Source organism: Pseudarthrobacter sp. 902506025 (assembly GCF_040702325.1).
Lineage (GTDB): Bacteria > Actinomycetota > Actinomycetes > Actinomycetales > Micrococcaceae > Arthrobacter.
Genome location: NZ_JBFBKW010000010.1, coordinates 85,788 through 99,241, shown reverse-complemented (window position 1 = coordinate 99,241; position 13,454 = coordinate 85,788). Strand labels below are relative to the sequence as shown.

8 protein-coding genes are annotated in these 13,454 nt (G+C 62.0%); 3 read left to right on the top strand and 5 right to left on the bottom strand.

Annotation, left to right across the window (positions count from 1 at the left end; genetic code table 11):
- Positions 1-90: 90 nt before the first annotated feature.
- Positions 91-1,275 carry a DNA cytosine methyltransferase gene (locus tag AB0280_RS17060; protein WP_366367982.1) on the bottom strand — a complete coding sequence of 395 codons (1,185 nt, stop codon included), beginning with the start codon at positions 1,273-1,275 and terminating at the stop codon, positions 91-93.
- Positions 1,276-1,661: 386 nt separating this feature from the next.
- Between AB0280_RS17060 and AB0280_RS17055 the strand changes: the two genes are divergently transcribed.
- From AB0280_RS17055 to AB0280_RS17045, 3 genes are all read left to right on the top strand, one after another.
- Positions 1,662-2,399: a hypothetical protein gene (locus tag AB0280_RS17055; protein ID WP_366367980.1), complete on the top strand. Its 738-nt coding sequence runs from the start codon at positions 1,662-1,664 to the stop codon at positions 2,397-2,399.
- Positions 2,400-2,942: 543 nt separating this feature from the next.
- On the top strand, positions 2,943-3,632 hold the full coding sequence (locus AB0280_RS17050; RefSeq protein ID WP_366367978.1) for a DUF6994 family protein: 690 nt from the start codon (positions 2,943-2,945) through the stop codon (positions 3,630-3,632).
- A 279-nt stretch (positions 3,633-3,911) separates the two neighbouring features.
- Complete coding sequence (locus AB0280_RS17045) at positions 3,912-10,376, top strand: DUF3320 domain-containing protein (protein ID WP_366367976.1); 6,465 nt, start codon at positions 3,912-3,914, stop codon at positions 10,374-10,376.
- A gap of 215 nt (positions 10,377-10,591) precedes the next feature.
- On the opposite strand, the gene AB0280_RS17040 is transcribed toward AB0280_RS17045, so the two are convergent.
- The 4 genes from AB0280_RS17040 to AB0280_RS17025 form a co-directional block, all read right to left on the bottom strand.
- Positions 10,592-11,050, bottom strand: coding sequence for a hypothetical protein (locus AB0280_RS17040; protein ID WP_366367974.1), 459 nt, complete (start codon positions 11,048-11,050; stop codon positions 10,592-10,594).
- Between the two features lie 327 nt (positions 11,051-11,377).
- On the bottom strand, positions 11,378-11,662 hold the full coding sequence (locus tag AB0280_RS17035; protein WP_366367972.1) for a hypothetical protein: 285 nt from the start codon (positions 11,660-11,662) through the stop codon (positions 11,378-11,380).
- A 144-nt stretch (positions 11,663-11,806) separates the two neighbouring features.
- A complete protein-coding gene (locus tag AB0280_RS17030; RefSeq protein WP_366367970.1) occupies positions 11,807-12,019 on the bottom strand; it encodes a hypothetical protein in 213 nt (70 codons plus the stop codon).
- Between the two features lie 240 nt (positions 12,020-12,259).
- A complete protein-coding gene (locus AB0280_RS17025; RefSeq protein ID WP_366367968.1) occupies positions 12,260-13,327 on the bottom strand; it encodes a LacI family DNA-binding transcriptional regulator in 1,068 nt (355 codons plus the stop codon).
- Between the last annotated feature and the right edge of the window lie 127 nt (positions 13,328-13,454).

Below are 13,454 nucleotides of genomic sequence, written 5' to 3'. Positions count from 1 at the left end.
ATGAGTGACCGTCGTCAGTCCCAGTGATTCACGACGCGAGGTATGACAAACAAACACATTTGGGAAGAGAACTTCTGGAGTGACGGTCACTCAGATTTGCGACGATACGAGGCTGGGGGACCGCCGGGTACGTCCGCCGATTGGTCGTGCCGGCACCGGTCCAGTCCTCGGCACAGGATAGTCGTGGGAACCCTTGTCGTTTTGTGGGGCAGTTTCGCGAGCCGTGTCGGTCCACCGTTTTCTTGTCATCGTGTCGAAGAAATTTGCGTCGAGTTCTCGACCGAGAGCTGCTGCCAGGACATGAGCAGCAAGTCGCGGTGGGATGGCGTTACCAATCTGTTGCGAGACGTCCTTGCCCGACCAGGGGTAATCGGCCGGGAACGTCTGGAGTTGGCCAGCCTCCGGAAGTGTGAGGCGGTCGAGTTCGTTCCCGTTGAAGAACAACCGGTTCCGGGAAACCTTTCCGGTGACCGTGAAAGCCGGTTCCTTCGAAGTGCGCTGACCTCGGGCCTTTGGGTCCCCGCCGGTTCCATAATTGGAGATCATCACGAAGGGCTCCACCCGGCTTAACGTTTCGCCGATGCTCCGGCAGGGCAGCAACGAAGGCTGGCTCGTCAAGGCTTTCACCTCTTTTCTCCTGAATCGGTGATGCGTGGGTGCGGGAAGTACGGGGGTGCGGTGACGGCTCGCGATCAGGATCGCGCGACGGCGAGTCTGCGGCACCCCGTACTCATCTGCGTGGAGTACGCCAGTCACCGTCCCATAACCCAGTGGTTCCAATACCTTTGCCATGGCCTCCCACACGGGCAGAACCGCAGGCACCTGCTCCAGCACAATAACCTCGTAGGCGTTCCCCGCCTTATGGGCCTCTAATGCCCATCGCAGCGGCTGCAGCACCAGCCCGGTTCGCTCATCATCCAACCTGGCTAACTCAGTTGTGACGTCGTCCTCGTCGGCCATGCGCGTAATGAAGGACAGGACCCGGTCCAATGCCTTACGACCAGCACCTGCCCCGGCAACGGTGTACGTCTGACAAGGAGGCCCTCCGGCGAGGATCGTCGCCTGGGGAAACTCGGCCGGACCATGATCCCGTACGTCACCTTGCACGGTTCCAAGCCCGGCAGCCCGCCTGGTTGCGCAGGCATTTTCGTCCCACTCAATGCCAGCCACTGACAATCCCAGCCAGCGTGCAGCGACATCCAGTCCACCAGGACCGGCGAAGAGATCCACCATGTGAGCGTCATAGGGAGGTGGGTCCAAGTGCACGAAGGTCATGGGACACGATCATATCGGTCCGCAGCTCGCTGATGGATTAGTGGCCCGCGCTTGCCGATTGATCATCAGCGCAACGGCCGGTCCCACAGGATATCTGTCAGGAGAAATATCCAGACCGCCAGTTGCCCAGCGCCATGTGCCGTCGCCATGACTCCGCCGGCGGCACGGGAATCTCCGACCGTGGGACATCGACAACGACCTACTCGTGCGCACCGCGTACGGCACGCGGGCCAGGGCCTGCGCAGGTATTGTTGGCTAGGGGGACCGTACACGGTCAAGTCCTACACCGGTGCTTGGGTTGACCGCGGCAGGCCGCGCAACAGCACGTCACCGTTGTCCGAGTTGACGGTGGAGGCGCCGTCCGGAATTACTGAGGAGCGTGACTGGTGGGCAACGCCAGTGATTGGGCAATGGGGCTCAAGAAAATTCATGAGAAGCAACTGGACCGTCCCCGCCGTGTACACCGGCTGGGCCGGACCAAAATTCTTTTCACCACCGGCCACGCGGCATGCACGGTGGGGGCAGCGGTCGGGGCAGTGTCGGTAGATGCTCCCGACCTTGTTTTCTGGATTGCAACGGTGGCAGGGTTTTTCGGCGGAAAGTACTTTTACCCGGTGCCCCGCAGCAGTGTGGCGAGCCCCTACGGCGTCAGGGACTTCGCTAAGAAATCCCCGGCCGACTTGGACTTCATGACCCCGGCAGAGATCCGGGCATACCAATTCAACGCGGAGTTCGCCCAAAAGGGCGCGACACCATTGGCTTTGGGGACCGAAGAGGCCTTGGGCCGCCAGCGTGAGGCAGTCCGAACAGCGTCCCAGGCCGCAGGCGTGGACGCCGTGTTGCTGGCTGATTTTTCCCTGGCGGAGCTGAAGGAGTACGGAAGGACCGCGGACCGTCACGATCTGCTGAAGCGTCGGTGGCTCACCTACGAGGTGGACCCGCAGTTGCAGTTCGACTATCCAGCTATGACAGATACGTCCCTTCCGGCTACTTCAGCCATGCTCAGGGCCATGCGTGCCGCCGACCACGAGAAAACCGCAGGTAACCCGGCCGAGTACAAGCTCGCAGTGGATAGGTTTTCCCAGGCCTTGGCGGCGGCTGAAGCAGCAGCAGGGGTGCCCTGACCACGGAGCCGTCGACGCGGTGACCTGGCCGCCGGCGGGGGGAGAGCTGAGCGAGAAGCTCCTAGTGACCGCTCATCATCGACCGGGTCGCGTTGGACGACCTAGTGGAGCAGGGCTTCGACACTCTCAACCACAAGGACACGGCGGTGAAGGTTCCGGTGCGCCGCTGTGTTCTGGTGGGCGGGCGTGAGGAAGGACGACGGGGGGGAGGCGATTGCCGCCGTCGTACCCACACGCCTGTCCGTGGTCGGGCAACAGCCAACGCTTACACGGACCCAGCGACTACGTCTCAGAATTGGCGCAGGAACACGGAAGCATTAGATCAAGACCCGTTTTGCTTGTGAATCCACGTGAGACGATTCACGCACTACGCGCACGATGCATGATTTGGGGGCCTCCAACAGTGAATTACAAAAGCTTATCGACGGCGCTTGCTCTTATTGCGCCTATTGAAGTGGCCACCGTGCGGGCGGAACAACCTCGGCACGCTCAGACTGGTGAAAGTCACAGCCGTGGAATCCGCATCGAGCTCGGGGGACACCGATGAACTTCGATTTCCACTCCGATACTCCGGCCGGCAAAGACCCTGACTCCTTCAGCCCTACTCTGCGGAAGTACCACCAGCTCCTGTGGAGCAAGGAGTTGCCCTCCGGCCAGCAGTTCCACCTGGCTATGGAACCCCCTAGGTACCTCGTGCACCGATCCTCGTCCGGTGTTTTCTTCCTCGCCAGCGACACAATCACCACCGGGCTGCGCAAGAAGGCTTGGAACGTCGTCCGTAACATACCGGAGGACGACCTACCTGAGTACATCGGCTACACGGCCGGAAGCACGCTCGTGTTTCCAGGCAACAGGATCGGCCGAAAACCGACGATCAATGGTGCACGCGGGCTCCATCCCAGGATCGCCGATCGCTTCGATCTGACCCTGGAGTGCATCCGCCGCCACTATCTCGATGAGCCAAGCCCCCTCGCAGCGGTCCTGCTCAGGTATCCGGACTTCTTCGCGCTGTTCGGGGATTTCGCCGGGTACGTCAAATTCTTTTTACTCGAAGACCTTGTGGAGGAGGACGGCGACACAATCCGGTTCTTCCACCCGTTCGCCGACTTCAGCACACCGGCTGTTCCGAAGAACCTCGATGAATACCTCGAGTACTTAAGACTCAGCAATGATTTCATTTCCGCGCGCAATCGAAGGATCGACGAAGAACTTCAAGGGCGGATGGCACGGTAAGCGTGAAATCCACAGCACTACCGGTCCTGCGGAACGGCGTCGTCGGCGGTCAAAGCTCGCTGGGCCGTTCGCACGGCTTCTTCATGTCCTTAGCCTCGGCAGGGCCGAAAGGGCCGCAAAAGACGGGTCAATTGGTCCGGGCCGTAACTTGCCGGTCTTCTAGACCGCTGAGCGGCGCCAGAACCAGCAGACACGCAGGATTGTCATTGCCGGATGCCATGATTGGTTGCATTGATTGAATGACGGTCCTGATGCCAGTGCCGTAGATGGGGGAATTTGATGAGTCTGTCCAACCGCGAGTATGTGGGCCGGGCCCTCGAGGCCTTGGCGATTGGCCTTGAGCCCTACATCGCAGCGGTGCTCTCTGAGCTAGCCCCCGGCGTGGCCTGGACCAAGATCATTCAGCACAAGGATGAGAACGCCGGTCGCGCTGCCCAATCCTACGCAGCCACGGATCTCAGCCTTCAGCTGCGCATCATGACTGAATCCATGGGCTCACTTGGCTACCCCTTCAACCTCCCGCATGACGCACGCAGCCACACCTCCGAGCTGCGCCAAGCACGGAACCGCTGGGCCCACAACGAGAGCTTCGACGACGCCGATACCTTCCGTGCCCTGGACACCGCAGGTCGGCTGGCCAAAGTGATCGGGCTGGACCAAACTCACAGCAAGTTGGTTGCGCTTCTTACCGAGTACCAGAACCGGTCTTCTCCGAACCGGGAACAACCGGAAGAAGACCAGCAGGCTCTGCCGGCCGCCGTCGCGCAGTCCGACCCCCCGGAGGAAAGCCTTCCGGGTGAGCCCTCGGTCCCTGGACCGGCTGCATCCGCTGCCCACGTTGTGGTTGAGGTGACCACAGCAGATGCCCTTAGCTATGCGATGGCGCACAACGGCTTCCGGTTTGTCAGGCAGGTCAAGATCACCAACATGGGGGCGGAAATCCGTGGTGCAGTGGTACAGGTGGAGGCCTCCGCGCAGTCAGGCCGGATCTCCGGCGACTTCCAGCAGTATGTGGATCTTGCCGCAGGACAAAGCATCACGCTCGATGACCTCAACGTCCCGGTTCAGGCCGCCACCATGTATGAACTGGCTGACCGCCAGATGGGAAAGGTCCTGGTGACCGTCCACGCCGCGGGCGCCGATGCCGCCGTGGGGGAGTTGGGCCGCGCAGAGACAGACCTGACGCTCCTTCCCGCACAGTTGTGGGTCGCGGGACGGGGACTCGTCTCCTACGAGTTCCTGGCCGCGTACGTGCAACCGCACCACCCCAGCATCGCCAAGCTCATGTCCGAGGCCGCCGACATCCTCACCCAAACAACCGGGAGCGGCAGCTTGGACGGGTACATGGAAGACGGGGACCGGGTTGACCAGATCGTGTTCGCCATCGCCCAGGCCATGAGCGCCCGTGACATCCGCTACAGCATGCCACCCGCCAGCTGGGGACTGGAAGGCCAGCAGGTACGCACGCCGGCGCAGGTCCTTGACGACCGTTTGGGCACGTGCTTGGACACCACGCTGGTCCTGGCCGCCGCTTTGGAATTCTGCGGCATCAGACCTCTGCTCTGGTTGGTGGACGGCCACGCCTTCCTCGGCTATTGGCGCGAGGAAGGCAGCCTCAGCACTGCGGCCTCCGACGACGTGCCCGAGCTGGTCAGCCTCGTACAGCGGGGCTACATCGGACTCGTGGAAACGACGCTCCTCACCGGCAGCCAGCCGATCTCGGCCGCCGCACTCCGCAGCAGCCCGCTGAACCGGTATGTGGAAAGCGGCAATGACGAGATCAACGCGGTGACTGACATCAGGCGCGCCCGCCTCGATGGCATCTACCCACTGCCAGCCCGGACTATGTCCGACGCCGGAACCTACACCGTGGTCAACTACGTCCCGGAGACCAAGACTGCGCCGGCGCTGCCCCAGAAGGCGCCCTCGAGCGGGGGAGCCGCCCGGACCGCATCCGATGTTCCACCCCGGGTGGTCCAGTGGAAGAACGCCCTGCTGGACCTGAGCCTGCGGAACAGGCTCATCAACTTCACTGACACCGCCCGGTTTCCACTCGCGGTGCCCACCGCATGGATGGGTGCCTTCGAGGACCTCATCAGCAAGGGCACGTCCGTCAGCCTGCTTCCGTCAAACCAGATCAGTGCCATCCACCAGGAGCGCGGCGTCCGCTTCGGCCGGGACCTTCCCCAGGACGAGCTCGCGGAGCTGCTCAGCTCCAAAAGGGCCGTGTTCGCCGAGGTCAGCGAAGACGGCTACAACGCCAAGATGCGCGGTCTGGCCTACAAGGCGAAGACCCAGCTGGAGGAGACGGGAGCCAACAACCTCTACCTGGCCATTGGCAGCCTGATGTGGGAGCTGGACGGCCGGGCGCTTCGGTCCCCGCTGGTTCTGGTCCCGGTCAAACTGACTTCTGCAGGGAAAAACGGCCTGTACCGCGTCACACTCGATGAGACCGGCCAGTCCACGCCGAACTATTGCCTCCTCGAGAAGCTGGCGCAGTCCCATGACCTGCGCATTCCGGGCCTCGCGGAGCCGGAGGAAGATGGGTCCGGAATCGATCTGGACGCCGCGTTCGCTGCTGTGCGGGCCGCCGTTTCGGCCAAGGGCCTGGCTTTCCGAGTGGAAAACACCGTGGACCTGTCCATGTTGCAGTTCGCCAAATTCCGCCTGTGGAAGGACCTTGACGAGAACTGGAAGGAATTCACCGCCAACAGCCTGGTCAAACACCTGATCAGCACCCCCACGGAACTCTATTCAGACAGCGTTGCCGTCACGCCCGACGTCGACCTGGACGCCTTGGCTGCCCAGTGTCCAATACCAGCGGACTCGTCGCAGCTGGAGGCAGTCGCGTCTGCGGTCGCCGGCCAGACGTTCGTCCTGGAAGGCCCTCCGGGCACCGGCAAGTCACAGACCATCACCAACCTCCTGACCCGCGCCATTGTCGACGGCAAACGGGTCCTGTTCGTCGCCGAGAAGCGGGCAGCACTCGACGTCGTCCAGAAGCGGCTCGACGACGTAGGAATGGGACCGTTCTCCCTTGACCTGCACGACAAGGGCAGCAAGCCGGCGGTGGTGCGGGCGCAGATCAAACATGCTCTGGAGCTGAGCCTGTCTGCGAATAAGCAGCAGCTTGAGACTGCCTCCACCGATCTTGCCTCAGCCCGGCGTGGACTGATCCGCTACGCCAAGAACGTCCATGAGGAGAATGGTGCACAGCTGTCCCTCTACAGCGCGCGGACCAAGGCGCTGACCTATGAACCTGACCATGCGACGGTTCCGCTCAGCCCGGAACTGACAGCGTCCTTGAACGACTCAACCCTGAGCTCGGTTCGGCAGGTGTTCCGGGAACTTCCGGAATTCAGCGACCCCGTCCGCCCTGGATCTGACCACCCATGGCGCTTCGTCTCTGCTGCGTCGGACGACCAGCAGGAGCAGCAGCTGCTGGCTGTGGGACGCCGCCTTAATGAGGCGCTGAACGCCCTCCGGCCGACGCCTGGGCTTTCGTCGGTTCTGGACGCAGCGCAAACGCCGGCCGACGTCGGAACTCTTGCCACGCTGCTGCAGGACCGGAACGTCCCCCTGGGAACACTGGATGTGGTCCGCTCCGGGGACTGGTCGGTTAACGCTGAACAGCTGGAGAAGCTGGTTAAGGCCTTTGCGTCCGTTCAGCATCCGGGCCTTGAGCAGGTAGCGCCGGGGGCTATGGATCTTCCGCTGCCGGAAATCCTCGGCCGTGCGCAGCAGGCGGCAGCATCCGGGTTTTGGGGACGCAAGAAGCGGCTGCTGGCAGTGGCCGCCGAACTGTCTCCCGTGCTTGTATCCGGAGCTGAGATCCGCCACAAGGAGCTTGTGCCGCTGCTGGAGAAACTGGTGGCCGTCCAGCAGGAGGTCTCCGGCCTGCGGGCAACGCGGGGGTCCTTGCCTGGGCTTCCTGCGGATCAGCGATGGAACCCGCTGACGCCGGACGCACAGGCCGACCTGAGACACCGAATTTCCTGGCTTCGCTGGGCCGCGCAGGCGGTGCAGCCGTCCCCGAAGCCTGACGCGGTGAGCTTCCAGACCGAGCTTCGTACCTTCCTGAAAGATGCCCCCGACGTCCACCAGAACGTTGTCGGCTGGCTGCGCGAGCTTTCCCATGCCTGGGAAGAATTCCTGAAGATCCAAGGTGTGGGTAGCGATGACCTGCGTGCGTGGACCGGTGAGCGAGGTTTTCTAGCCCGATGGTGGGAAACGTCGGTGCCGCGGCGATTGGACGCGGCGGTGTCTGTCCCGCTGACGCGGTGGCTCGAGCTGATCCGTCATGTCGAACCGCTGCGTGCCGCGGGATTGATCGACGCCCGTATTGCCATCCTGGACGGCGAGCTGGAAGCAGATGATGCAGCAGCAGCCTTTGAACGCGGCCTAGCTGAAGGGTCGCTGGCCGAACGCCGCATCGCTACAGGGTTGGCCGACTTTGATGCTACGGTGCACGAGCGCACCATTGAGCGGTTCACCTCGCGCGCCGAAACCGTACGTGAGCTGCTCAAAACCAACCTTGCCGCCGGGGTCCTGCGCTCCCGGACAGTCTCGTCGTCGTCGACCTCGGGGCGCATGGGCGAGCTGCAACGGCAACTGACCCGGCAGCGGGGTGGCTTGTCCGTCCGGAAACTGATGGAACACTACGCAGATCTCATCACGGGGATTATGCCCTGCACGCTGGTCAGCCCGGATTCGGTGGCGCGGTTCTTCCCTGCCAAGGCCGGTCTGTTCGACATCGTTGTGTTTGATGAGGCCTCACAGATCCGGGTTGCCGACGCGGTAGGTGCCATGGGTCGTGGTGCTTCAGTGGTAGTGGTGGGTGACAGCAAGCAGATGCCGCCCACGTCGTTCGCGGAGATTTCCTCCGACGCCGGCAGCGACGGTGACGCCGAGATCTCCGTGGTGGAGGACATGGAGTCGATCCTTTCCGAATGCGTGGAAGCGCGGGTGCCGCGGCAGTGGCTGTCCTGGCACTACCGGAGCCAGGACGAATCGCTGATTGCTTTCAGTAACCAGCAGTACTACGACAGCAAGCTTTCCTCGTTCCCGGGCCCGTCCCACGGCGCAGCGAATGCCGGTGTCCGCGGGCACGGCGTGAACTTCGTCCGGGTTGATGGCCAGTTCCACCGTTCGGGACCGTCCAAGGTCCTTCGGACCAATCCCGTGGAGGCTGCTGCGGTGGTCGCCGAAATCCGCCGCAGGTTTGATGCTGATCCCGCGGGAACTCCCTCCGTAGGTGTGGTGACATTCAACCTGCAGCAACGCGCCCTGATCGAAGGCCTGCTGCGTGACACGGAGGAGCCGCGGATCGTCGCTGCCCTGGACGAGGACTCAGAAGGGCTGTTCGTCAAGAACCTTGAGAACGTGCAAGGTGATGAGCGGGACGTCATTTTGTTCTCCACAGGGTTCAGCAAGAATGACAAGGGATACCTGCCGCTGAACTTTGGCCCCTTGAACCGGTCTGGAGGGGAACGGCGCCTCAACGTTGCCGTCACCCGTGCACGCCGGCAAGTTATTGTCTTCTCCAGCTTCAACCCGGCCGACCTGCGCTCTGAGGAAACCAGCTCCGTTGGCATCAAGCACCTGCGGTCCTACCTTGATCTGGCCGAGCAGGGAACGGCTGCTCTGCCTTACGACGGGCGCCGCGCGGCCAGCATTGACCTGCACCGGGAAGAGATTGCAGATGCGCTGCGGGACCGCGGCTTTGTTGTTTCGTCGGATGTAGGATTGTCCGATTTCAAGGTGGACCTGAGTGTTGCGTCGGCGGAAGACCCGTCCCGCCAGCTGATGGCCATCTTGCTGGACGGTCCGGCCTGGGCTGCCCGCCGGACGGCGGGCGACCGGGACGGGCTGCCTCGGGATGTACTGACGCGGATGATGCGATGGCCTTCAGTGGAGCGCGTGTGGTTGCCGGCGTGGCTGGCCGACAGCGAGGCGGTCCTCGATCGGCTGGAACTGTCTCTGCGGGAAGCTGCCGATGACGTCTCGGTAGAGTCTGTCGCTGAGCCAGACACGCGGATGATCGCCGGCTCGGGAATCGTTGAAGAATCTCATCCCGCTGATGCGGACGAAAGCTTCACGGACATCCCGGCGACGTTGCCGCTTTTCGAGGAGATCCGGAGACCCGTTGCCTCGCTGTCGTCCGAACGTGTTGGCGCCGGAGTCCATACTTACGAGCCGTGGACCGTCCAGAAATTTGGAGGTACCGACATCCTCGACAGCCTGCACTCACGCCGTTCCGTAGCGGCCGTCCGAGATGCCATTGGTGTTGTTGTTGCCGCTGAGGGGCCAGTACATCAGGACCGCTTGGCAAAACTCGTATGTGCTGCCTTCGGCCTCAACAAGGTCAACAGCTCCCGTGCGAACGCGGTACTTCGTCTCGTCGAACCGTCGGCTCACGTTATCGATGATGATGGCTTCGTCTGGGATGCGACGGTGGACAGGCGGGCCTGGAAGATCTTCCGGCCAAACGACTCTGAGATCGTTCGCAAACCGGAGCACATCAGCGTTGTGGAGCTATGCAATGCCATGGTGAATATCGTGAAGGCGACGGGGGGCATTGCGGTGGATGAGCTGCATAGGGAAACGATTCAGACGTTCGGCGGGAAACGCAGGACGGCTGGCATTACGGCTCGCCTGAATCAGGGTCTGCAGTACGGAGTGGACAATGGGTACATGGAACTGCTCGGTGACACAGTGCGGCTAGGCACATCCGTCCATTTCTAGAAGAGGCGCTGACCTTTTTCCATCCGGACCGTGGCCCGCGGCAGCGGCCGGCGCCGTGCTGCTTGGTCTCAGCCAGCCTCATCCATGCTTATATGTGAAGAACCGGTATTTCGGAACCTCGGCGAGCGGCACTGCACGAGTCACTATTAAAACCCTAAAGCCCCCTAGCTGACCTGGTTTTCAGCTCGGGGGCCTTACAGGCCAACGCCATTTTGCTATTTCTTGAAACGGGCTTTCTTGTCAACTGCCAAATCCGACTTCATCAGCTCTTCGAGTTTGTCTGTATCTTCACGTATCGATGCAACCTCAGCCGCCATCGTGGGGCTCCACAGCACCGGGTTGTCGGGATTTATCAGATCCTTCGTTCGCCAATAAAGCTTCTCAGCCGGGACACTGATGTGTGCGGGTGCTATCAGTGTGATTGCCGTAGTACGCAAAGGACCTAGCAATGGCTTCCTGCCTTCTACCAGATCCTGAACATTTGTTGCTCGTCTAACGTGATTAAGCATTTCTTGCCGCGCATCCAGAAACTTTACGTAAGCCTCTTGTTTACGCTCAGTTAGCCATTGCTGACGTTGAGCCTTTTGAGTACTCCGCGCAACAAAGAGATTTACCACGCAGGTTATAAGAGCGGCAATCACAGCCGCCGGAAGTAATGATTCAGTAATTTCCATAATGAGATAATCCTAGCCGACTTTCGCGCCCGCTTTACTCGCGTTCTTCTATTCCCGAGTACCGAGGGGAAGCAAAACGGGATGCCTCGAAACCTAAGATAATGCTTGGCGCATTGACGCCATCGCCGCTTGCAACATCTCCGACTCCGCCAGCCAAGTCCCGGGGCCACTATTCGCCCCTTATGCCAGCAAGACAGCGACCTGTTTTCCGTCCACGTACACCTGCGCGTGCTTGGCGCGGTACTTCACATCCTCCGACACGGACATGTACGTGGTCGGACGGACACCGAGAAGATGTCTGCAAACCGGTGTGATGGCTCCACCACTTCAGAAGCTGCTGAGCATCGTCTCGGTACCGAGGATGCACGTGCCGTCCTTCAGCTTTGTGAGGTACGCCTGCTCCTTCGCGCTCCAGCTGATGCCCGGCAGCTTCTGCTCTAAGACGGTGATCAGCTCCGCACGCAGTCCTCCTCCATATCTCACGAGACTTTCCGCGGCGGCGCGGGACTTGCGTGACGGGGGGTGCTTGTATTCAGGCTTGGGGCCTCCGGTTCGGCGCAGGCGGTCATCATCAATGTGGACAGGGCAACTACAGCCGGCAGCAGATGCCACTGCAGTTCCTTGCGACACGGCATGGTTCCCCAAGGTTGTGTACTGGCCCGTGCAGCGGCCCCCACGAATGCTTCCATACCCTGGCGCGTTCCGCGATGGACACATCAACCCGCATCCGTTCACAAAGACATTGGTACGTCTGCTTCAAGGCAGCGGCTGGCACTCGCCCACACCGTCGGAGGACGACGACGGCAGGTACTCACGCCGTCGTCTTTCCATCCGGCCTGGCTGGTGGGAGAACCGGCGTACCGGGTCGCGGCGTCGCCTATCTCGCCTGCTGACGAAGGCTGCGACGGTGCCGAGCACGATTACGACCACGAGGGGGAGCGCAGCTGCAGAGACGACGCGGTCGGACATCCCACGCAACACCTCTCCGCGACAGATGGCCCTGAGCGGGAAACCGGTGCTGCCTTTGCCGTGAGAGCCGTCAGCACCGCGGCGGCGAGCCATATCAGAACCGCTGAGTACGCCAAGCGAAGCCCTTGACCGGTCCTAGCAGCGGCTGGCGCGGCGCAGCGTGGGGGGCGTGGGCAACAATCCGGTCATGACCCACGCCCAGCTCCTCTGTGTTGGAAAGCCTGTTGCCGCCGGACGGATCTACTTGGGCGAGGTCACCCGGCGGGTGCTGTCGCGGACGACAAGGGTGGGCGCGATTGGCGTGCGGTCCACGTCCCGCCCTTCCATGGCACCAAGAAGCACTTCCATGCTCATGAGCGCCAAAGCGGTGAAGTCCTGGCGCACAGTGGTCAGGGGAGGCAGGAAGTAGTCTGAGCCTTCAATATCGTCGAAACCGACAACGCTCACATCCTCCGGCACCCGGATCCCATGTTCAGCGAAGGCGCGTATCAGCCCGAGAGCGGTGTGGTCGCTGGCGGCAAAGATAGCCTGGGGAACCTTGTGTTCCCGTACCAGCTGGAGTGCGGTTTCGTAGGCCCACCGAGGGCTCCAATCGCCTTCGAGGCACAGCCCCGGTGTCAGCCCGGCGTCGCGCAGTGCGGCCTCCCACCCGCGTTTGCGTACCCGGCCGTCGAACCAGTCCATGGAGCCGGCGAAGTGGGCGATGTCGGTGTGGCCCAGGTCTATCAGGTGCTGGGTGGCCAGCCGTGCGCCCAGTTCCTGGTTCTCCGAATAGGTGAAGACGTTTGGGGTCGATGATGCTCCCGCCGCAATCATCTCCACGGGGATGCGGCAGGAAGCGTTCCATACGGCGGCTGCCATGTTCACCACCGGGGCAATGACGATGATTCCGCCAACGCCGGTATCGTCCAGGGTGTCGAGGGCGGCCTGGACCGACTCCCCGTAGGGCTGTTCGACGCTAATGACGGTAGTGGCGTACCCCTTCTTGCGCGCAATGTTCTCGAGGGCCATGAGCGTCCCCACCGGGCCGAACCGCGGGGAGCCGTCCGACAGTATGCCGATGGAAGTGGACCGGCTGGTGACCAGCGCCGTGGCTGCCCGGTTCCTGCGGTACCCGATGTCCTTGATCACCTGAAGAACCCGCTGCCGCGTTGCCGCACTCACGTCCGGTGCGTCATTGAGTACCCGCGAGACCGTACCGAAGGAGACACCGGCGATGCCCGCAACATCGTTGATGGTGGGTTTCCGGCGCCGTGAGGCACCGGGCAGTTCCTCGGTCGCCTTATGCGGAACAGTTATTCCGGCCACGCTTTCTCCTGTCTTGCACAGCGCAAACGGAACCCCCTTGATCCCGTTTGGTTCCGTGCGTTTTGATCTTACGTCTGCCGGGATTTCTCCGTCCGCAAAACAGCTCTCAATGTGATGCTTGACACTC